Annotated in this window: 16 protein-coding genes and 1 pseudogene; 9 read left to right on the top strand and 8 right to left on the bottom strand. The window is 73.3% G+C overall.

Features of this window, described 5'->3' with window-relative positions; genetic code table 11:
- Positions 1-7 precede the first annotated feature (7 nt).
- Positions 8-781 (top strand): MBL fold metallo-hydrolase, encoded by a 774-nt coding sequence (locus tag AC07EJ_RS28970; RefSeq protein ID WP_478885357.1) that lies wholly within the window; start codon positions 8-10, stop codon positions 779-781.
- The gene (locus tag AC07EJ_RS28965) at positions 778-1,449 is read left to right on the top strand and encodes a DedA family protein (protein WP_478885356.1); all 672 of its coding nucleotides are present in this window, start codon (positions 778-780) and stop codon (positions 1,447-1,449) included. The genes AC07EJ_RS28970 and AC07EJ_RS28965 overlap by 4 nt, the downstream gene beginning before the upstream one ends.
- Here the strand turns inward: AC07EJ_RS28965 and AC07EJ_RS28960 are convergent.
- The 3 genes from AC07EJ_RS28960 to AC07EJ_RS28950 form a co-directional block, all read right to left on the bottom strand.
- Positions 1,429-2,454 carry an MBL fold metallo-hydrolase gene (locus AC07EJ_RS28960; RefSeq protein ID WP_393583416.1) on the bottom strand — a complete coding sequence of 342 codons (1,026 nt, stop codon included), beginning with the start codon at positions 2,452-2,454 and terminating at the stop codon, positions 1,429-1,431. The two genes, AC07EJ_RS28965 and AC07EJ_RS28960, sit on opposite strands and share 21 nt — an antisense overlap.
- Positions 2,451-3,710 carry an aminotransferase class I/II-fold pyridoxal phosphate-dependent enzyme gene (locus tag AC07EJ_RS28955; RefSeq protein WP_389483042.1) on the bottom strand — a complete coding sequence of 420 codons (1,260 nt, stop codon included), beginning with the start codon at positions 3,708-3,710 and terminating at the stop codon, positions 2,451-2,453. The genes AC07EJ_RS28960 and AC07EJ_RS28955 overlap by 4 nt, the downstream gene beginning before the upstream one ends.
- A gap of 217 nt (positions 3,711-3,927) precedes the next feature.
- Positions 3,928-5,559, bottom strand: coding sequence for an ATP-binding cassette domain-containing protein (locus AC07EJ_RS28950; RefSeq protein WP_389483044.1), 1,632 nt, complete (start codon positions 5,557-5,559; stop codon positions 3,928-3,930).
- A 92-nt stretch (positions 5,560-5,651) separates the two neighbouring features.
- Here AC07EJ_RS28950 and AC07EJ_RS28945 point away from each other — a divergent pair, with 92 nt between their 5' ends.
- From AC07EJ_RS28945 to AC07EJ_RS28920, 6 genes and pseudogenes are all read left to right on the top strand, one after another.
- Complete coding sequence (locus AC07EJ_RS28945; RefSeq protein ID WP_389483045.1) at positions 5,652-7,157, top strand: bifunctional phosphatase PAP2/diacylglycerol kinase family protein; 1,506 nt, start codon at positions 5,652-5,654, stop codon at positions 7,155-7,157.
- 117 nt (positions 7,158-7,274) lie between these two features.
- The gene (locus AC07EJ_RS28940) at positions 7,275-8,114 is read left to right on the top strand and encodes a class I SAM-dependent methyltransferase (RefSeq protein ID WP_389483047.1); all 840 of its coding nucleotides are present in this window, start codon (positions 7,275-7,277) and stop codon (positions 8,112-8,114) included.
- 126 nt (positions 8,115-8,240) lie between these two features.
- Entirely contained in the window at positions 8,241-8,600 is a 360-nt protein-coding gene (locus tag AC07EJ_RS28935; protein ID WP_389483049.1) for a VOC family protein, read from the top strand.
- Between the two features lie 63 nt (positions 8,601-8,663).
- Positions 8,664-9,437 carry a GntR family transcriptional regulator gene (locus AC07EJ_RS28930; RefSeq protein ID WP_478885355.1) on the top strand — a complete coding sequence of 258 codons (774 nt, stop codon included), beginning with the start codon at positions 8,664-8,666 and terminating at the stop codon, positions 9,435-9,437.
- Between the two features lie 177 nt (positions 9,438-9,614).
- Positions 9,615-10,910, top strand: a complete 1,296-nt coding sequence (locus tag AC07EJ_RS28925) for an amidohydrolase family protein (RefSeq protein WP_478885354.1) — start codon at positions 9,615-9,617, stop codon at positions 10,908-10,910.
- Positions 10,898-12,091: pseudogene (locus tag AC07EJ_RS28920) on the top strand (amidohydrolase); the annotation flags it as partial. The gene AC07EJ_RS28925 and the pseudogene AC07EJ_RS28920, both read left to right, overlap by 13 nt.
- A gap of 24 nt (positions 12,092-12,115) precedes the next feature.
- Here AC07EJ_RS28920 and AC07EJ_RS28915 read toward each other — a convergent pair.
- Entirely contained in the window at positions 12,116-14,110 is a 1,995-nt protein-coding gene (locus AC07EJ_RS28915; protein ID WP_389483056.1) for a DUF5107 domain-containing protein, read from the bottom strand.
- 146 nt (positions 14,111-14,256) lie between these two features.
- On the opposite strand from AC07EJ_RS28915, the gene AC07EJ_RS28910 reads away from it, so the two are divergent.
- The gene (locus AC07EJ_RS28910) at positions 14,257-14,610 is read left to right on the top strand and encodes a DUF6204 family protein (RefSeq protein ID WP_362901600.1); all 354 of its coding nucleotides are present in this window, start codon (positions 14,257-14,259) and stop codon (positions 14,608-14,610) included.
- Here AC07EJ_RS28910 and AC07EJ_RS28905 read toward each other — a convergent pair.
- The 4 genes from AC07EJ_RS28905 to AC07EJ_RS28890 form a co-directional block, all read right to left on the bottom strand.
- Complete coding sequence (locus tag AC07EJ_RS28905) at positions 14,579-15,142, bottom strand: GNAT family N-acetyltransferase (protein WP_389483059.1); 564 nt, start codon at positions 15,140-15,142, stop codon at positions 14,579-14,581. The genes AC07EJ_RS28910 and AC07EJ_RS28905 overlap by 32 nt on opposite strands.
- A gap of 231 nt (positions 15,143-15,373) precedes the next feature.
- On the bottom strand, positions 15,374-17,116 hold the full coding sequence (locus AC07EJ_RS28900) for a CocE/NonD family hydrolase (RefSeq protein ID WP_478885353.1): 1,743 nt from the start codon (positions 17,114-17,116) through the stop codon (positions 15,374-15,376).
- Positions 17,117-17,317: 201 nt separating this feature from the next.
- Positions 17,318-18,256 (bottom strand): S66 peptidase family protein, encoded by a 939-nt coding sequence (locus AC07EJ_RS28895; protein ID WP_478885352.1) that lies wholly within the window; start codon positions 18,254-18,256, stop codon positions 17,318-17,320.
- A complete protein-coding gene (locus AC07EJ_RS28890; RefSeq protein WP_478885396.1) occupies positions 18,253-20,259 on the bottom strand; it encodes a S9 family peptidase in 2,007 nt (668 codons plus the stop codon). Before AC07EJ_RS28890 ends, AC07EJ_RS28895 begins: the two co-directional genes overlap by 4 nt.
- Between the last annotated feature and the right edge of the window lie 25 nt (positions 20,260-20,284).

Raw genomic sequence — 20,284 nt, 5'->3', positions numbered from 1 at the left:
CCTGGAGGTGCCGGTGGAGATCACCTGGTGGGGTCACGCCACCTGCACGGTCGAGGACTCGGGAATCCGCGTGCTGACCGACCCGCTCTTCACGCGCCGCCTCGCCCATCTGCGCCGGCGCCGCGGGGCGCCCCCGCCGCCCGAGGCCGCCGTCGCCGACCTCGTCCTCGTCTCGCATCTGCACGCCGACCACCTGCACGTCCCGTCCCTGGCCCGGCTCTCCCCCGGCACCCGGGTCCTGCTCCCGCGAGGGGCCCGGCGCGCGGTGCCCGGCCTGCGCCGTCTCACGCATCTGCGGCTCACCGAGGTCGAGCCGGGCACCGGCATAAAGGTGGGCGGCCTCGTCGTGCGCGCCGTGCCCGCGTCGCACGACGGGCGGCGCATCCCGGTGGGGCCGCACCGCTCTCCCGCGCTCGGGTTCGTGGTGAGCGGCGAGGCCCGTACCTACTTCGCGGGCGACACCGGGCTCTTCGACTCCATGGCCGAGGCGGTGGGCGAGGTGGATGTGGCGCTGCTGCCGGTCGGGGGGTGGGGGCCCTATCTGGGGCCGCACCATCTGGACGCGGGCCGGGCCGCCGAGGCGCTCGCGCGGATCGCGCCGCGCAGCGCCGTGCCCGTGCACTACGGGACGTACTGGCCGATCGGCATGGACGCGGTGCGACCGCACGAATTCCACGCGCCGGGCGAGGAGTTCGTGCGGCGCTCCGCCCAGCTGGCGCCCGAGGTGACGGTGCACCTGCTCGGTCACGGTGAGAGTGTGCTGCCGGAGGTCGCCAGGTGAATCCGGTCAGTGGCGCGGGCCACGAGCTGCTTGCCGCCGCGGTGACGCACACGCCGCCGGAGTCCACCCAGCAGGCCGTCGGATACCCGTCGCTGTTCCTGCTGATCGTGATCGGCGCGCTCGTGCCGGTCGTCCCCACGGGGGCGCTCGTCAGCTCGGCGGCCGTGGTCGCCTTCCATCAGACGGCGCCGTTCTCGCTGCTCCTGGTGTTCGGCGTCGCCGCGTTCGCGGCGTTCCTCGGCGATGTGGCGCTGTACTGGCTGGGGCAGCGCGGGATGGGGTCCAAGAACGGGTCGAAGTGGCTGGCCGCCATTCGCGAGCGGGCGCCCGAGGAGCGGCTCGCGCAGGCGCAGGACAAGCTCGCCGATCACGGGGTGATGGTGCTCGTCCTGTCCCGGCTGGTGCCCGCCGGGCGCATCCCCGTGATGCTGGCGTGCCTGATGGCGAGGATGCCGCTGCGTCAGTTCGCGCGCGGCGACGTGCCGGCGTGCCTGGCCTGGGCCGCGACGTATCAGCTCATCGGCATTCTCGGCGGCTCCCTGTTCAGCGAGCCCTGGGAGGGCGTCGTGGCGGCGGTCGGCCTGACGCTGTTGATCAGCGCGGCGCCCGCCGCCTGGCGGCGGCTGCGCGGGGACAGGGCGGACGGCTCAGACGGTCAGCACGCGTGAGGCACCCACCGGCAGGTCCCACAGGTCCTTGCGCGCAAGGCCCGCCTTCTGCCAGGCGGCCCGTACACGCGTGAGGGGTTCGAGGACGGGCTCGGCCGAGAGCAGGAACGTGGCCCAGTGCATGGGCGCCATGCGGCGCGCGCCCACGTCCTGCGCGGCCCGCACCGCATCCTCCGGGTCGCAGTGGACGTCCTTCAGCCACCAGCGCGGCTCGTAGGCGCCGATGGGCAGGAGCGCCAGATCGATGCCGGGGTAGCGGCGGCCGATCTCCGAGAACCAGTGGCCGTATCCGGTGTCCCCCGCGAAGTAGACCCGCTGCCCTTCCAGGTCGGTGAGGACCCAACCGCCCCACAGGGTGCGGCAGGTGTCGACGAGGCTGCGCTTGGACCAGTGGTGCGCCGGGACGAAGTCGAAGCGCACGCCGTCCAGTTCGGCCGCCTCCCACCAGTCGAGCTCCGTGACGCGGGTGAAGCGGCGGCGGGTGAACCAGCGGCCGAGTCCGGCGGGGACGAAGACGGGCGTGTCCCTCGGGAGCCGCTTGAGGGTGGGGGCGTCCAGGTGGTCGTAGTGGTTGTGGCTGATGACGACGGCGTCGACGCGCGGCAGGGCGCTCCAGGCGATGCCCGGGGGTGTGACGCGGGGCGGGGTGCCGAGGATCTTGCGGGACCAGACCGGGTCGGTGAGCACGATGAGGCCGCCTATGCGCAGCACCCAACTGGCGTGCCCTGCCCAGCTGACGGCGACGGTACGGGCGTCCACGGACGGCAGCGGGCCCGGCTCGAACGGCAGGGCGGCGATCTCGGTCAGGGCCTCGGGCGGCGGACGCAGCGCGCCCTCCCTGGCGAACCGGGCGAAGGCGCGCAGTCCGGGCAGCGGCGCCGTCAGGCGGTCGGCGAACGACTTGGGCCAGGTGCGTCCCCCGCCGAGCGGCCTCGGCTCGACGAGGGGCACGAAGGACGCGGGGGCATCAGCTCGCTGTGCCGTCGACTCGGACTGCTGCGTCATCGAGGACTCTCCCATCCCTTGACGTCGGCCCTGAGATCGTCGAGTGCCGACTCCAACATGCTCAACGCCCGCTGCACGTGCGGCAATTCCAGAGGTTCCGGTGTGGTGAGAGACGTCATGCGCTCCTGCGGGGTTGAGCCGAGGAAAGGGCCGGTGGACAGGCGTACCCGCAGCGCGGCGAGGTTGTCGCCGAAGCGGTGGCCGCCGGGGGTGGGCATGCCGAGCCGCTCGGAGAGGTGGTCCTCCAGGTCCTGGGCGTCGCCGACACCGCGGGCCGCGAGCGCGGGGCGCAGCCGGTCCAGGTCCGCGTACAGCTGGCGGCCGGCTTCGGGCGGCCGGGCGAGTCCGCCGGACAGGAGCACCGCGCGGTGCACGGCGGCGGCCACGCGCGCGTGGAGCGCGGTCGTGGCGTGCAGGCGGGCGGTGATCCCGGCGGGCTCGCCGAGCGCGTACGTGGCGGCCGCTGCGGCGGGGGCCGAAAGGACGGCGCCGAGCGCCGTGAGGATGTCCAGGACGCGGGCGCGCAGCGCGGCTCCGCGCGCGGTGGCGGGGAGGCGGGCGACGGCCGCGGGCAGGCCCGGTGGCAGGTAGGCGCCGGTGAGGTCGGTGACGACGGTGACGTGCTCGGGCAGCATCTCGGCGGGGCCGATGAGGACGGTGGCGCGGGCCGGGTCGCGGTGCAGGGTGTCGCGCCAGGTCTCGTCGCTGACGATGTGCAGGCCCTCCTCCGCGGCGGCCTCGACCGCCTCGTGCAGGATCTCGGGCGGCGGCACGGTCCCGGTCGGGTCGTCGGCGACGGACAGGACGAGGAGCCGCGGGTCGCCGCCCTCGGCGCGGACCCGGCGCACGGTTTCGAGCAGGGCGTACGGATCGGGGACGCCGCCGCACTCGGCGGGCGTCGCCACGTGGAAGACGGACCGGCCGAGCAGCCGCGCCTGGGGCTCCCACCAGGCCGGGCAGGGTCTCGGCAGCAGCACGTCGCCGCCGATCGCGGCGGTCAGGGCGAGGAGCAGGGGGACGCCGCCCGGCGCGGCGGCGGTGTTGGCCGGCTCGGTGGGAAGACCGCGGCGCAGCCAGTAACCGCAGGCGGCGTCGAGGAGGGAGGGGGAGCCGCCGGGTGGTTGCGGGGCCGCCGGATCCGCGGCGGCGGCCGCGGCGGCCAGCTCGGGCAGCACGGGAAGGCCGTCGTCCGGCAGCGGCGGCCCGTACCGGACGGGCCCGCGCCCCTCCAGGATCCCGTGGTCGTTCCGCCGCATGTGCCACCTCCACGCGCTGCCGGTCCGCACTACCGGGACCTCACGGGCACCTCATACCCTCCACAGCCTCTCCCGAGCCGCACACTCCCGCGCGGCCTGCGCGGGAGGGACGACGCCCGTTGCCCGGGAGCGTGAGCACGTGGGAATGCGGTGGAGGGAGGGTGCCGCTGGGCTGGGCCGAGTGGGTGACGGGGCGGCAGCGGCGGCCCGGCGCCGGTTACCCCCGCGCCCGCTCCACCCTGCGCTCGTCCCAGACGGGTTCGTCGGACTCGCGCAGCCGGCCGTCGCTGCCGAAGACGAGGTAGCGGTCGAAGGAGCGGGCGAACCAGCGGTCGTGCGTGACGGCGAGGACCGTGCCGTCGAACGCCTCCAGGCCTTCCTGGAGCGCCTCGGCGGACTCCAGGTCGAGGTTGTCCGTCGGCTCGTCGAGGAGGAGCGCCGTCACTCCGGCCAGTTCGAGCAGCAGGATCTGGAAGCGGGCCTGCTGGCCGCCCGACAGACGCTCGAACTTCTGCTCGGCCTGGGCCGTCAGCTCGTAACGCCGCAGTCGCCCCATCGCCGCGCCGCGGTCCTTGGCGTGGTCGAGCCAGAGGATGTCGAGCAGGGTGCGGCCCTGGAGCTCGGGGTGGGCGTGGGTCTGGGCGAAGTGGCCGGGCACGACGCGCGCGCCGAGCTTCCACTCCCCCGTGTGCGCGACCGTGTCGTCGGGGTTCCCGGCCAGCAGGCGCAGGAAGTGCGACTTGCCGGAGCCGTTCGAACCGAGGACCGCGACCCGCTCGCCGTAGAAGACCTCCAGGTCGAAGGGCTGCATCAGGCCGGTCAGCTCAAGGCCCTTGCAGGTGATGGCCCGCACCCCGGTGCGGCCGCCGTGCAGGCGCATGGTGATGTCCTGCTCGCGCGGCGGCTCGGGCGGGGGTCCGGCCTCCTCGAACTTGCGCAGGCGGGTCTGCGCCGCCGCGTAGCGGGACGCCATCTCGTGGCTGACCGCGGCCGCCTGCCGCAGGTTGAGGACGAGCTTCTTCAGCTGGGCGTGCTTCTCGTCCCAGCGCCTGCGCAGCTCCTCGAAGCGCGCGAACCGCTCGCGCCTGGCCTCGTGGTACGTCGCGAAGCCGGCGCCGTGCACCCACGCGTCGGCGCCGGCGGGGCCCGGCTCGACGCTGACGATCTTCTCGGCGGAGCGGGCGAGCAGCTCCCGGTCGTGGGAGACGAACAGGACCGTCTTACGGGTCTCGCGCAGCTTCTCCTCCAGCCAGCGCTTGCCGGGCACGTCGAGATAGTTGTCCGGCTCGTCGAGGAGGAGGACCTCGTCGGTGCCGCGCAGCAGCGCTTCGAGGACGAGTCGTTTCTGCTCGCCGCCGGACAGCGTGCGGACCTCGCGGAACTGGGCCGTGTCGTACGGGATGCCGAGGGCGGCCGTGGTGCACATGTCCCAGACCGTCTCGGCCTCGTAACCGCGCGCCTCGGCCCAGTCGGACAGCGCCTGCGCGTAGGCGAGCTGCGCCGCCTCGTCGTCGACGGTCATGATCAGGTGCTCGGCCTTGTCGACGGCCTTCGCCACCTCCCTGATCCGCGGAGTCGAGACGGATACGAGCAGGTCGCGCACGGTCGTCTCGTCGCGCACGGAGCCGACGAACTGCGACATCACGCCGAGTCCGCCGCCGACGGTGACGGTGCCGCCGTGCGGCTTCAGCTCGCCGGAGATCAGCTTGAGGAGGGTCGTCTTTCCCGCGCCGTTCGGCCCGACGAGGGCGACCACGGAGCCCTCCCCGACCCGGAAGGAGACATCACCGAGCAGCGCCCGCCCGTCCGGCAAGTAGTACTCGAGGTGCGCGGCTTCCAGATGTCCCATGGTCCGCATTGTGGGCGCCCGGCCGGGTGAGGAGCAAAACGATTACGGCACGCCCTGCGGGTACGGGGTCCCGGGGCGGGTACACGTGCGCAATGTGCGCTGACCTGAACCATCGGACGACCTGGCGGACCGCGTCCCCTCCCAAACCCGGCCTGCGCGGCCCGCTCGCCGCCCTTGACCTGCGTGTTTTCGAGTACGCGGCGCGCCGGCACTGGCCGGGCGGCGACCGTGTCCTGCCCCGGCTGAGCCGCAGCGCGAACCATGGGGTGCTGTGGTTCGCGGTGGCGGGGGCGCTGGCGGTGGGCGGTTCGCCGAAGGCCCGCCGCGCCGCCGTGCGCGGGGTCGCCTCGCTCGCCGTGGCGTCCGCGACGATCAACACGCTCGGCAAACGTTCGGTACGCAGGCCCCGGCCCGCGCTCGACCCGGTGCCGCTGGTGCGGCGCCTGAAGCGGCAGCCGGTCACGACGTCGTTCCCGTCCGGGCACGCGGCGTCGGCGGCCGCGTTCGCCGCCGGAGTCGCGCTGGAGTCCCGCCCGCTGGGCGCGCTGGTGGCGCCCCTCGCGTTCTCCGTCGCCGCGTCCCGCGTCTATACCGGCGCCCACTTCCCCGGCGACGTCCTCGCGGGCGCCGCGCTCGGGGCGGGCGCGGCCTTCGCGGTACGGGGCCTCGTACCGACCCGCGACCAGATGCCGTCGCCGGGCCGCCCCCTGGTGGACGACGTGCCGGCGCTGCCCGGCGGGGAGGGCCTGGTGATGGTGGTCAACACCGGCGCGGGCAGTCCGGACCAGGCGCGGACGCTGCGCGGTCTGCTGCCGCACGCCGAGATCGTCGAGGCCGAGGGGTCCGATCTGCCGGCCGCGCTGGAGAAGGCGGCGACCCGGGCGCGGGCGCTCGGGGTGTGCGGCGGGGACGGCACGGTGAACACCGCGGCGGGCGTCGCCCTGCGCCACGGTCTGCCACTGGCCGTTCTTCCCGGCGGCACCCTCAACCACTTCGCGTACGACCTGGGGATCGAGGAGCCGGGCGATCTGTCGCGGGCCGTCGAGGCGGGCGAAGCCGTGGCCGTCGACGTCGGCCGCTTCCGGTCGTCCGCCACCTCCGGGATCTTCCTCAACACCTTCAGCCTGGGCGTGTACCCGGAGCTGGTGAAGGAACGCGAGCGCTGGTCACGGCGGATCGGCGGACGGCTCGCCGATGTGGTGGCCGCCACGCACGTGCTGCGCCGCGATCACCCCTTGCAGGCCGAACTGGACGGCAGGCGACGGCCGTTGTGGATGGTGTTCGCCGGGAACTGCACGTACCGCCGGATGGGTTTCGCGGCGGGCCGGCGGGCGGATCTCGCGGACGGGCTGCTCGACGTGCGCGTGGTGCACGGTGGCCGGCTGCCGGGCGTACGCCTCTTGGCGGCGGCGTTCGCGGGGCCGCTGTCCCGCTCCCCGTTCCACGCCGCGGTCCGGCGCACGCGGCTGCGCATGGACCGCATCAGCCCCGGCACCCCACTGACCTTCGACGGTGAAGTGGGTCCTTGCGGGCGGGAGTTGACCATCGACAAGCGGCACGAGGCGCTACGGGTGTACCGGCCGCTGACCATGATGTGACACCACGAGTCAGTCCGCATCATGAGATGGCCATCTCAATATTCGGCATCGCGGCGTACGGTGATCTCGCTGGGTTCGACCGTTCACCGCTCACCGTTTCTCGCGAAGGGGTCCACCATGCCGAAGGAGACGGCTGTCTACACGCACGGCCATCACGAGTCCGTGCTGCGCTCCCACACCTGGCGCACCGCCGCCAACTCGGCGGCGTATCTGCTCGGTTCGCTGAAGCCGCACATGAAGATCCTGGACATCGGGTGCGGTCCGGGCACCATCACCGCCGACCTGGCGGCGCTGGTCCCCGAGGGACATGTCACCGGCGTGGACCAGGCCGCGGGGATCCTCGACCAGGCGCGGGCGACGGCGGCCGAACGCGGCCTGACCAACGTCGACTTCGCGACGGCGGACGTCCACGCGCTGGACTACCCGGACGACACGTTCTGTGTCGTGCACGCCCACCAGGTGCTCCAGCACGTCGGCGACCCGGTACAGGCCCTGCGCGAGATGCGCCGCGTCACCAAGCCCACCGGGTTCATCGCCGTCCGCGATGCGGACTACGCGGCCATGACCTGGTACCCGAACACTCCGGCCATGGACGACTGGCTGGACCTGTACCGGCGGGTCGCCCGCGCCAACGGCGGCGAGCCGGACGCGGGCCGGCGCCTCAAGTCCTGGGCGCTGGAGGCCGGCTTCGACGCGGCCGACATCAACTCGTCGTCCTCCACCTGGTGTTACTCCACACCTGAGGAGATCGACTGGTGGAGCGGCCTGTGGGCGGACCGCACCGTCGCCTCCGCGTACGCCGAGCGCGCGGCGCAGAGCGGCCACGCGAAGCCCGGACAGCTGGCAGCGGTCTCCGAGGCGTGGCGGGCCTGGGGGAAGCAGCCCGACGCCTGGTTCTCGGCGCTGCACGGCGAAATCCTGTGCCGCAAGACGGATCGCGGGGGCGCCGCCGGCTGACCCGCGCCGAGCCGGGCGCTGCGGGGCCCGTGCCACCGGGAGGCCGGTGACACGGGCCCCCGCCTGTTCATGGCCGATCCCCGGAAACGATCACACGTCCGCACGTGGCCAACTACGCTCACCGCTATGGAGATCCTGGGAACCACGCTGCGTATCTGCGTCGAGGACCTGGAGTCCTCGGTCGCGTTCTACGAACGGCTCGCGGGCAGCCGGGCCCTGCGCTTCGAGCGCGGCGGCGTCTCCGTCGCGGCGGTCGGCTGCTTCCTCCTCATGAGCGGGCCGAAGGAGGAGATCGACGTCCTGCGCAAGGTCTCGGCGACGATCGCCGTTCCGGACGTCGACGAGGCCCACGCCGTGCTCAGCGCGTCCGGCGCACGCGTCCTCGCGGGGCCGGTCCCGACGCCCGCGGGCCGCAATCTGATCGCGATGCACCCTGACGGATCGGTCTTCGAGTACGCCGACCGGCAGGGGCAGGCCCAGTCCTAGAGCAGGGGCACCGGCCCGCCCACGTATTCTCGCCCGGGGCACATGGGAGCGAGGACGGTGAACATGGCGGGCAGCGACGGCGGCGCCGGGGAGACCCGGGAGCCCGGGGAATCCGCGAAGCGCGGCGGGACCCGGCCGCCGCTCGGCTCGCGCGCGCGGGACGCGATCCGCGAGCGCATCGTCGACCGGCGCTACCCGCAGGGCTCCCGGCTCGTGGAACGCGAGATCGCCGCAGAGCTCCAGATGTCTCGCGTCCCCGTACGGGAGGCGCTGCGCTCACTCGTCACCGAGGGCCTGCTCGAACTCCTGCCGCACAGCGGGGTGCGCGTGCGGCGGCTGGCGCGGGCCGACGTGGAGCATCTCTACGAGGTGTGGGAACCGCTGGCCGTACAGGCGTCGCGGCTCGCGGCCCGGCGCGTTGCGCGGGCCGCGCCACAGGAGCCGGAGGGGCTCGGCGCGCTGCGCGGGACGCTGGACGTGGCGGAGCGGGCGGCCGCGGCGGACGAGGGAGCGAGTGAAGTGGCCGCGCACACCGCGTTCCACGAGGGCATCGTGGCCCTGTCCGGGAACCCGCTCCTCGCGCGCACCATGGAGCAGCTCGGCTGGCAGCTCCAGCTGCTGTTCGGTATGCGCGAGGAGCCGGCCCACATGCGGGCGCAGCACGCGGTGATCTTCCGGCACATCGTCGCGGGCGACGAGGAGACCGCCGCGGCGAGCACGCTGCTGCATGTGCGCGACAGCCGGTCGGTGGCGCTGCGCTCGCTCTTCGGCGACGAGAACGATCACGGTGGCGGTGGCGGTGGCAGTGCCGCCGCCTTGTATACCAACCTCGCGTAGAACCCACTCACCCACACACATGGTCGACCGGACGCCCGGCGGATCCCGCCATAAATACCCAGCTCACACCCAGGTCGCACCCCAGCGGAATCATCCCCTCCTTGCCCGCTCTCCCATCTTGGTATACAAAACGTTGGACCAACCGATCCCTCCCGCCGTCCGCCGAGGAGCCCCCGCATGTGCGTCGAGAACTGCCCCCCGCCGTCGAACCGGCTGACCCGCCGAGGCGTGCTCGCGGGTGCCGCCGCGCTGGCGGGCACCACGGCCGCCCTCGCCGCCGCGCCCGGCGCGTCCGCCGCCCCGTCCACCGGCATGTCCGCCGCCCGCTCCGCCGGCGCCCCCCGCGGCGGTGACCTCGTCATCGACGGCGGCACGCTCCTCGACCCCGCGACGGGCGAGGTCACCGAGGACGCGGTCGTCGTCATCCGCGACGGCGTCGTCCGCGCGGCCGGGACCCGGGCACGCGTCGACGTCCCCAAGGGCGCCACCGTCCTCGACGCGCGCGGCCGGTGGGTCCTGCCCGGACTCATCGACTCGCACATCCACCTCAACACCGCCGCCGAGGCGAAGACGGCCGTCCGGCTCGGCGCCACCAGCGCGCGCAGCGGCTCGACGAACTTCTACCAGGACATCGCCGTACGGGAGTTGGCCCGCCAGGCACCGAAGCTCGCCCCGAGACTGCGGGCGGCCGGCATCTTCGTCACACCCGACCTCGGCGACACGGTGCTCGGCGACCCGGACCTCACCCCGCTCGCCCGGCTCAGTGAGGGCGTGCGCTCGCCCGAGGCGCTGCGCCGGGTCGTCCAGGTCAACCTGGCCCGCGGCGCCGACGTCATCAAGACGCGCGTGAACGAGCGCGCCGGTCTGCCCGAGCAGGACCCGCTCGCCCAAGTCTACAGCCACGAGCAGCTGTCCGAGGTCGTCGCGGCCGCCAGGCGCGGCGGCAAGGGCGTGCTGTGCCACAGCTACAGCGAGAAGGGCTGCCACGACGCGGTGACAGCCGGCATCACGTCGCTGGAGCACGGCGCGTTCGTCGGCGAGCGCACCCTGCACGAAATGCGGCGCAGGGGCACGTACTTCACGCCGACGATGATCGCCATCGCGGGGATGATCGGCTCCAGCAACCCGGTGCTCGACGAGCGCGGGCGGACCTACCTGCCCAAGCTCAAGGCCGCCGCGCTCGCGGCGCACGAGCTGGGCGTGCCCCTCGTGTCCGGCACGGACTCGTCGGGCGGCGAGGTCGAGCCGATCGGCAGTGAGATCGAACTGATGCACTCGGCGGGCCTGTCCGCGCTCGACGCGATCCGCACGGCGACCGTCAACGCGGCCCGCCTCCTCGGCCTGGACGGCACGGTGGGGCGTCTCGCGCGCGGCTTCGCGGGCGACGCGATCCTCGTGTCCGGCGACCCGCTGGCCGACATCTCCGTGCTGAAGAAGCCGGTGCGCGTGGTGCGCGCGGGGGTCGCCGTATGAGCGCCGTCGTCTTCAGGAGCGTACGCCCGCTCGGTGCGACGGAAACCGTGGACCTCACGGTCGTCGACGGGGTGATCGCCGACGGTCCGGCGCCCGAGGGTGCCGAGGTCGTCGACTGCGGCGGCCGGATCGCGCTGCCCACTCTCGTGGACGCGCACATCCACCCGGACAAGACCGCGTGGGGCGAGCCCTGGGTGTCGCGCAAGCCCGCGTCGGGGATCGCCGAATTCGCCGCTGCGGACGCCGAGTTGTACCGCTCGCAGACCACGCCCCTCAAGGACCGCGCGCAGCGTCTGATGGCGCACGCGGTCACCCGGGGCACTCGGGCGATGCGGGCCCATGTCGATGTCGCGCCCGCTTTCGGCCTTGCCGGTGTCGAGGGTGTCGGCGCCGCGCGGGAGACTCTGCGGGACGCGCTCGACGTGCAGATCGTCGCGTTCCCGCAGCACGGCGTCCTGCGGGCGCCCGGTACCGCGGAGCTCCTCGAGGAGGCGGCCCGCACCGGTGGCATCGACATCGTGGGCGGTATCGACCCGATCGGCTTCGACGAGGCGCTCGACGCCCAGCTCGACCTGGTCTTCGGCATCGCCGACCGGCACGGCGTGGGTGTCGACATCCACCTCCACGACCAGGACGGCCCCGGCCTGACGGCGGTCCACGCGATCATCGACCGGACCAGGGCGCTGTCCCTCCAGGGCAAGGTCAGCATCAGTCACGCGTTCTGCGTGCCCGGCCTCGAAGGGGTCGAACTCGACCGGATGGGCGCCGAGTTGGCGGACGCGGGGATCTCCCTGACGACCGTCGCGCCGTCGCGGCCGCTGGTCCTGCCCACGCGCCGGCTCCGCGAGCTCGGGGTACGGGTCGGGCTCGGCTCGGACGGGGTGCGCGACTCGTGGAGCCCGTTCGGCAACGCCGACATGCTACACCGGGCGCACCTGCTCGCGCGGGCCCAAGGGGCGCGCCTGGACGAGGAGTTGGCCGACGCCTTCCGTGTCGCCGCCGACGACGGCGCCCGTGTCGTCGGCCTCCCCCACCTGGATCTGTCCCCCGGCTCACCGGCCGACTTCTTCCTGGTGCGCGGCGAGTGCCTGCCCCAGGTCGTGGTGGACCTGCCCGCGCGTGACCTGGTGGTCAGGGCGGGCCGGGTCGTGGCCAGGGACGGCGAGCTGCTGCTGCCCTGACCACCCGCTCCGTTCGCGCCCCGGTCAGGACTCGCTGGGACGCATGCTGAAGTCGTACTGGGCGGGCAGCCGTTCGCCCGGTGCGGCGAGGCGCGCCCACAGTTCGGCGATGACCTCCGAGCCCTCGCGCAGGTCGGCGACCTCGAAGCCCTCGTCGAACACGGCCCGTGCCGCCTCCTTGTCGCCCTCGGCGAGCAGGAGCCGGACCTCGACGAGCCGGAAGCGGCCGCGGGCGCGGGTCGTGGCGTGCAGCCGGTCCCAGACGGCGCGGGCCGGTCCGGGGCGGCGGGCCGCGAGCAGCGCGTCGATGGCCTCGCGGCCCAGCGCCGCGGTGGCCGCCGTCCATGCCTCGCCGTCGTCGCGCCGCTCCTGGCACAGGTCGTCGAAGGCTTCGGCGTAGCGGTCGGCGGCGCGTTCGCGATGGCCCGCCTCCTGGTCGGCGACGGCGAGGCAGCGCAGCAACGGCCAGAGGGACGGGGCGAGTTCGAGGCCCCGCTCCCAGCTGCGCACCGCCTGGGCCAGGTCGCCCGCGTGCCATTGGGCGACGCCGAGGTGGTACTCGGTGAGCGGCTGTGCGGGCGCCGTCTCCAGCATGTCCCGCCAGTGCGGCGCGACGAGGGTGGGGCCGGGCGGTCCGACGCGGCGCGGCTCGGGGATGGAGCCGGTGCGCAGGAGGTCGAGCCAGGGTGCCTGCGCCGGGCCGAGGGTCGACTCGGCGAAGGGGGTGCCGGGCAGCTTGAAGTCGCCGCGCAGCACTTCGAGGGCGCCCCAGCCGGAGCCGGACGCGAGCAGCTCCCCCGGTTCGGTGTCGGCGTGCGGGCGCCAGGCTGCGTAGGCGGCGTCGACATCCGCCCTCGGCAGCGCCGCTTCGAGGCACTCCTCGACCTCGCCGCGCGCGGCCGCCCAGTCCTCGGCTGAGTGCACGGCGTCGGGCGCCGCGGACAGCGGTCCGTACGACTCCAGCCACGCGAACTCGCCCTCGGCGTCGAGGCGTACGTGCTCCAGCTGGGTGCGGGCGAGGCCCGCCTGGATCTCGGCGTAGCCGCCCGTGTCCGGCTCGGTCAGCCACTCCTGCCAGCGCCGGCCGCCCGCGCCGTGGCCCCAGAGGAACAGCTTGCGGCCGCGCAGCAGGTCGGTCGAGGTCTGTACGAGCCCGTGACCGTCGTCGTCGAGCGCGGCGATCCAGCGGCGCTGCCCGTCGGGGACCTCGTAGAAGTAGTCGGCCGGGTATTCGCCGCTGAGGGGGTAGGTGCGGTCCACGCCGTCGTACTCCGGGACGGGGACGCGGCGCAGGCTGCGCTCGTAGCCGAAGTGCCAGGCCTCGTCGGCGGGGGCGAGGACACGGTGTTCCTCGGGGACGGCGATGTTCGACCACCAGTAGACGGGCGCGGGCCGTTCGTGGGGGTTGCGTATCCGCACCCCCACGTGGAGGAAGTCGGATCCGGCGGGCAGCCACAGGTCCACCTGGAACGGCAGGTCGCGCAGGCGCTCCCACTCCCACAGGCGCAGCATGTCGCCGCCGTCGGGGGCGGTGACGCGGGCGGCGTGCAGGGGTGCGCAGGACAGGGTGGTGTGCCCGGTCGCGCCGATGTTCCACTCGATGCCGCCGGAGAACCAGGCGCCGTTGAGCGCGAAGTCGGCGGGCTGGAACACCGGGTTGCGGTAGAGGAGTTCGCGCCCGGTGGGCTTGTGGAACATCGAGTGGATGCGGCCGCCGAGACCCGGCAGGACCGTGACGCGCAGCCGGTCGTTCTCGATCACGAGCGTGTCGAGGGTGACGGGGGCGCGCTCGCGGCCGTAGCCGTTGTTGAGCCGCTCCGGCAGGACGCTGCGCAGCTTCTCGTAGCCGATCTGGCGGGCCATGTCGCGGGGCATGCCCTGCTTGGAGCGGTCGTCGAGTTCGTGCAGTTCGTCGAGGGGCCGCAGTGGTGGCAGCGGATCGGGGGCGCCCACCGCCACGCCGGGCAGGGTCAGTGCGTCGCGTCGAAGGGTCGTCCGCTCGGCCTGCGAGTCCGTCAAGTCCGCCTCCTGGTTCGCGGGGCCCGCCGTCCGCACGCGGTGTGCCCCGACGACCATGGAACAGGCTCGCCCATCAGCTGACCAGGGGCTCTCCAGGTCAGAATTAAGCAAAGGCGCAATTCGGCCCGCCGGGTTACTCTCCGCGGATGGGAACGCAGCACACCTATCGGGTCATCGTCCGCGGCACGTGGGACGGTCTGGCGGACGGAGCGCGCGAGCGGCTGCTCGCCGAGGTCGACGAGCACGGGCTCGCGTCGATGAAGTTCACGCCGGAGGGATCTCTCACGTACGACCGGGTCCTCAAGCACTTCTCGTACCGGTTCGTCGTGGAGTCGGACGCCGAGGACGGCGAGGAGATGGCTGAGGCGCTCGCCGAGGAGCGGGCCGAGGCGTCACTCAGGGCTCTGGGTGAGGGTTACGGCTTCGGTGCGCTGAAGTCGTCCGCGACGGACATGGACACGATGAAGGTCAATCGGAAGCACCGGGCATCTCGGCCGTGAGCGCCCAGCGCTCGTGGTCGCGCCAGGCGCCGTCCACGAAGATGAAGTCGGGCGAGTAGCCCTCCAGGCGGAAACCGGCGCGGCGGGCGAGCGCGATGGACGCCTCGTTGCCCGGCTGCGCGTTGATCTCCAGGCGGTGCAGCCCGAGGGGCCCGAAGGCGTACCGGACGACGAGGCCGAGGCCCTCGCTCATGAGGCCGCGGCCCGCCGCGTGCGCGAACGCGCCGTAGCCGAGGGCGCCGCTGCGGAAGCCGCCGCGGACGATGTTGTTGATGTTGATGAAGCCGGCGATGCCGCCACCGCCCTCGTCGCCCGCCCGCTCGCACACCAGGAATCCGCAACGGGTCGGATCGTCGATGAGGGCGCCCGCGTAGGCGGCATAGGTGTCGGCTGCGGTGGGCGGGAAGAGCCAGGGGTGGTGCAGGTGCGCGCTCTCCCGCGCCCTGGCCGTGAACTCTTCGCCGTCCGCCAGCGTGAAGGGGCGTATGCCCACGCGGGGGCCTTCGTCGAGGTGGCGGCCGGTGGCAGACATCCGGCCAGCCTACGCGGCGGCCGTGGTGCGGCAGCGGGTCCGTGTCACTTGCGCCTGCCGGTCACGTGCGCCTGCTGTCGTCGGGGCTCATCGGTGGACCCTTCCGTCGGAGCGACGCGTGCCTTCCCCGCCCAGCATGTGCAGCCGGGCGGGGTTCGCGCACGGCGGCGTGTCCCTCCGGGGTGGGGCCTGCGGGCCGTACGGGTGACGGCCCGCAGGCTCCGGGCGGCCCTACTGTCCGACGACCGGCAGCTCCAGGACGCCGGTGTCCTCGGGCGAGCTGGTGACGGTGACGGGCTTGATTCCCTTGTTGCCGCCGTACGCGTCGTCGCTGGCCGCGATGACGAACTGGAGGCGGTGCCCCGTCTCGTAGCGGTGGACGATGCCGGGCAGTGACACCGTGAAGGAGCGGGTCACGTCCGGCACACGGACCGGTGCGACCAGTCGGTGGACGAGTGTCTTGCTGCCGTCCGGGGCGATGTCGTACAGCTTCGCGAAGAGGACGAGTTTGTCGGCGGCGTCGTCCGAGTTCTGGACGCGCTCGGTCTTCGGTGAGACGACCTTGAGGGTGGCCTTCGGGGAGCCCACGACGTCGGTCGTGCGGGTCAGCGGCTCGCTGGTCCAGCCGAGGTAGGTACCCGCGGTGTCGCGCGGGGCGGGGTCGGGCAGGCCGATCAGGCCGGCGAGGGAGGACTCGGAGTGGCTGGTGGGGATCAGCCAGTTCCGGTACTCGCGGCTGCCGCGCGCGACCTTCGCGCGGTTGTCGACGAGCTTGCCGTCGCCGGAAAGATACAGCTTCCGGCTCAGCGCCGGGACGCTCTGCGCGGTGGCGTAGGTCTGGTTCGGGTCCGTGATCCAGTCGCGGTAGTAGGCGAACGCGGGCCCGGTGTCGACGTCCTTCTTGTGCTGGAGGTAGCGGTCGAACCAGGCGAGGATCCGCTTGCCGACGTACGAGGTCTCCAGGTTGCCCTGCGCGAGGTTGAGTTCGCCGCTCGCCGGATCGGTGAGGCCGCCGCTGTGGCCCCAGGACTGCCAGATCATCTTGGTGGTCGTGCCCTGCGCCTTGAGGGTTCCGTACGTGGCCTGCGCCTCGTTCAGGTTGAAGAGGCTGTCGGACTGGCCCTGCACGAGCAGCGTCGGCGCCTTGACCTGCTTCAGATACGAGACCGGCGAGACGCTGCGCGCGTAGTCGAGCATCGGTCCCGCCTTGGCGGACGGGTAGCGGCCGGAGTTCAGAGTGCTGATCGTCTCGCAGGCGTCGGTGACGAAGTGCAGGCAGGTCAGCTTGTTGATCCGGGACGGGTCGAGGGACTGTTCGAGGAGGGGCTGGCCCTCACCGATCAGGTAGAAGCCGTTGGTCCACTGCCACTTGAAGGCGCCGGGGACGGAACGGTCGGCGGCGTTGTTCGGGTCGAGGGAGTACGCCAGGTCGTTCCAGGTGATCATCGGGACGAGCGCGTCGACGCGGTGGTCCACGGCCGCGGTGGCCAGCTGGATCGCGCCGCCGTACGAGCCGCCGATCATGCCGACGCGGGGGTCGCCCTTGCCGTCCTTGGTGACGTAGTCGGCCTTCGTGCCGTCGTCGGCCGCGCGGGTCCCGGCGAGGAAGTCGACGAGTCCGGAGGCCGCCGCGCCGTCGATGCGGGGGTCGTCGAGGGAGACGAGGCACCCCGACTTGCCGAAGCCGAGCCCGGAGTAGACGAGCCCGACGTAGCCGCGCGCGGCGAAGGCCTTGCCGATGGCGTCGGTCGAGCCGTCCGACTTGCTGCCGCCGAAGCCGTTGGTGGCGAGGACGGCGGGCGCGGTGTGGGCCGCGTCGACGCCGGCGGGCCGGTAGAGGTCGGCGTCCACGACACAGCTGCGGCCGCCGGCCTGGACCGTGAACTTGAGTGCGGTGACGGTGTATTCGCCCGTCTGCTGCGTCTGCGGCGCGGCGTACGCGGGCGCCGCGAGGGCGAGGGGCGCGGCGGTCATGGCGCCGAGAGCGAGGGCCAGCGGCAGTGGTGATCGTGGTCGGGATCGGGGCACGGCACGGGACACGGCTACCTCCACGCTGAGGAAGACCCACCGGCTACCGACCGGTAAGTCTGGGCGTGGTCATGTTGTGACACGTGTCATACGCGGGTCAATCACCGGGACGCGTGTTTCTTGACGAAGATTCAGTAAGCGAACGATTCAGGCCAGCGCGGGCACATCCAGGGTCAACGTCCCCGCATCCGCGTCGAGTTCACCGGGAATGCCGAACGGGATCGTCAGCGCCCCCTCGCAGTGCCCGAACCCGAACTCCTCGACGATCGGTACGCCGAGACCGCCGAGCCGGTCGGCGAGCAGCACCCGCAACCCGTCGTACGCGTCGCACTCCGCCCAGGACCCGAGCAGGATCCCGGAGACCCCGTCCAGCCAGCCCGCGCGCAGGAGTTGGGTGAGGTAGCGATCGATGCGGTACGTCTCCTCGCCGGTGTCCTCCAGGCACAGCAGCCCGCCCGCGGCCGACGGTCGGGCGTGCGGGTTGCCCAGGTCGGCGGCGAGCAGACAGAGGCAGCCGCCGAGCGTGACGCCGCGCGCGGTGCCGCCCACGAGCGCCCGCCCGCCCTCCACAGCCTTGATCGTCCGTACGGTCTCGGGTGCGAAGAGCGTGGCCCTCAAGTGGTCTTGTGCGCGGGCGCTCTTGAGGAAGTCGGCCGCCGCGACCATCGGCCCGTGCAGGGTCGCGAAACCGAGCCGGGCGGCGAACGCCTCGTGCAGCGCGGTGATGTCGCTGTACCCGACGAACACCTTGGGCCCGGCGGCCCGCATCGCGTCCCAGTCGAGCAGGTCGGCCATGCGCTGAGCGCCGTATCCGCCCCGGGCGCACAGGACGGCGTCGACGGACGGGTCGCACCAGGCCCGCTGGAGGCCGGCGGCACGCTCGGCGTCACCGCCGGCGAGGTAGTCGAACCGCCCGTCCACAGAGTGGACTTGGGGCTCCACGACGGGCTCGAGGCCCCAGCCGCGCAGGATGTCGAGACCTGCCTCGAGCCGGTCCTCGGGGACGGGTCCGCTGGGCGCGACGACGGCGACGCGGGCTCCGGGGGCGAGGCGCGCGGGACGGGCCAGAGGTGCGGGTGACGTCACTTGGACAGCTCCAGTATGGGGATCCCGGTCGGATGCAGGCCGAACACCTGGGCGTACAGGGAGAGTTCCGACTCCAGGACACGGATCATGGTGTCCGCGCGCCGGAAGCCGTGGCCCTCGCCCTCGAAGGCGATGTAGGCGTGCGGGACGCGCCGGCCCTCCAGGCGGGCGAGGAACCGCTCGCACTGCGCGGGCGGGCAGATCACGTCGTCGAGGCCCTGGAGCAGCAGGAACGGCGCGGTGAGCCGATCCGCGTGCTCGGCGGGCGAGCGCTCCACGTACCGCGCGGGCACCTCGGCGAGCGGCCCGACGAGCGACTCCAGGTACTGGGACTCGAAGTCGTGGGTCTCGCCGGAGCCCCAGGCCGTGAGGTCGAGGATGGGGTAGAGGATCGTGCCGCAGGCGTAGACGTCGGTGCCGGTCAGGGACGCGGCCGTGGTCCAGCCGCCGGCGCTGCCGCCGCGGATCGCGAGCCGGTCGCGGTCGGCGGTGCCCTCGGCGGCGAGCGCGAGCGCCACGGCGGCGCAGTCCTCGACGTCGACGACGCCCCACTGTTCGCGCAGACGGTTGCGGTAGGCGCGGCCGTAGCCGGTCGAGCCGCCGTAGTTGACCTCGGCGACGCCGATGCCGCGCGAGGTGAAGTAGGCGATCTCCAGGTCGAGTACGAGAGGCGAGTGTCCCGTCGGGCCGCCGTGGGCCCACACGACGTAGGGCGGCAGTTCGTCGCCGGGCGCGGCGTGGGTGGGGCTGTGCGGCGGATAGATGTGGGCGTGGACGTCCCTGCCGTCAGGGCCCGCGAAGGTGCGGATCTGCGGCTCCGGGTAGTACGCGGGGTCGACGGCGTCGGTGTGCGCGGCACCGACGACGCGCGCCCGGCCCGTCCGGGTGTCGAGCTCCACGACCTCGTGGCCGGTGCGCGGGCTGGCCGCGATGCCGACGACGCGGGTGCCGTGCGCGGCGAGGGCGGGGCTCCACTCGGTCCAGGGTCCCGCCGTGTCCACGACCTCGCCGGTCGCCGGGTCGAGCACGCCGAGCGCGGTGGCGCCGACGCCGTGGACGACGGCGATCAGGCCGCTCTCCAGCGGGGCGAACCAACCGTGGCCGATCTTCCAGAGCGGTCCGCCGAACTCCTCCTCGCGCGGGCACAGGGGCCGCGGTACGCCGCCCGGAGCGACGCGGTAGAGGTTCCACCAGCCGCTGCGGTCGCTGGAGTAGACGAGGGCTCCGTCCGGCGCCCACTCCACCTGCGCGACGGACTCGTCGGGCCCGCCGAACGCCGTCCTCGCCCCGCTGAACGTGCCATCCTGCGTCACGTCGGCGACGACCAGCTCCGTGCCGTCCCACGGCATGCGCGGGTGGTCCCAGGCGAGCCAGGCGGCGCGCCGGCCGTCGGGCGACAGGCGCGGTCCTGTGACGAACCGGTGGCGCCCGTCGGAGAGTTCACGCACGGCGGTGCGGTCCCCGGCCGCGCTTGTGTCGAGGGGAACCGCGGCGACGACGCGGCGCACGTCGGCCGGCCCGTCCCCGGTGAACTCCTCCAGGACGCACCACACTTCGCCGCGGTCGAGGTGGATCTGCGGATCGGCCCAGCGCAGCCCGCCACCGACCGGCGACACGGGCGTCAGGGGGCGGGGTACGGCGCCGGGGGCGTCGGGCTCGTAGGCGTAGAGGCGCTGGTCGGCGAAGTCGACAAAGACGACCAGGGGGCCGTGCGGGTCCTCGGGGCGCCCGGTGCCCGCCCACGGCCGGCCGCCGTACTCGATGACGCGGCTGCGCACGTTCCACGGCGCGGGCAGCACGGTGTGCTCCGTGCCGTCGGCGCGCCGCCTGACCAGGGCCCGCCGGCCGGCCTCGGCGGGGCGGGGCTCGGTCCACCACGTCTCGTCGCCGACGAATCCGACGTACTCCGGCTTCCCGTCGTGCGCGGCGGCGAGCGCGGCCGTGATCGGCGACGGCCACGAGCCGTACTCCTGGATCAGCACCAACTTGTCCACGTCCCCCATGACTTCAGAGGCCCCCATGTTCTCC

The sequence above is a fragment of the Streptomyces sp. NPDC045026 genome, assembly GCF_056432625.1.
This window is presented reverse-complemented; position numbering and strand designations above follow the sequence as displayed.

Excerpts from the sequence above, each read along its gene's own strand:
- AC07EJ_RS28960 (WP_393583416.1), bottom strand. The coding sequence starts at position 2,454 with ATGACGCAGCAGTCCGAGTCGACGGCACAGCGAGCTGATGCCCCCGCG.
- AC07EJ_RS28955 (WP_389483042.1), bottom strand. The coding sequence starts at position 3,710 with ATGCGGCGGAACGACCACGGGATCCTGGAGGGGCGCGGGCCCGTCCGG.
- AC07EJ_RS28950 (WP_389483044.1), bottom strand. The coding sequence starts at position 5,559 with ATGGGACATCTGGAAGCCGCGCACCTCGAGTACTACTTGCCGGACGGG.
- AC07EJ_RS28945 (WP_389483045.1), top strand. The coding sequence starts at position 5,652 with ATGTGCGCTGACCTGAACCATCGGACGACCTGGCGGACCGCGTCCCCT.
- AC07EJ_RS28940 (WP_389483047.1), top strand. The coding sequence starts at position 7,275 with ATGCCGAAGGAGACGGCTGTCTACACGCACGGCCATCACGAGTCCGTG.
- AC07EJ_RS28935 (WP_389483049.1), top strand. The coding sequence starts at position 8,241 with ATGGAGATCCTGGGAACCACGCTGCGTATCTGCGTCGAGGACCTGGAG.
- AC07EJ_RS28930 (WP_478885355.1), top strand. The coding sequence starts at position 8,664 with ATGGCGGGCAGCGACGGCGGCGCCGGGGAGACCCGGGAGCCCGGGGAA.
- AC07EJ_RS28925 (WP_478885354.1), top strand. The coding sequence starts at position 9,615 with ATGTGCGTCGAGAACTGCCCCCCGCCGTCGAACCGGCTGACCCGCCGA.
- AC07EJ_RS28910 (WP_362901600.1), top strand. The coding sequence starts at position 14,257 with ATGGGAACGCAGCACACCTATCGGGTCATCGTCCGCGGCACGTGGGAC.
- AC07EJ_RS28905 (WP_389483059.1), bottom strand. The coding sequence starts at position 15,142 with ATGTCTGCCACCGGCCGCCACCTCGACGAAGGCCCCCGCGTGGGCATA.
- AC07EJ_RS28900 (WP_478885353.1), bottom strand. The coding sequence starts at position 17,116 with ATGACCGCCGCGCCCCTCGCCCTCGCGGCGCCCGCGTACGCCGCGCCG.
- AC07EJ_RS28890 (WP_478885396.1), bottom strand. The coding sequence starts at position 20,259 with ATGGGGGACGTGGACAAGTTGGTGCTGATCCAGGAGTACGGCTCGTGG.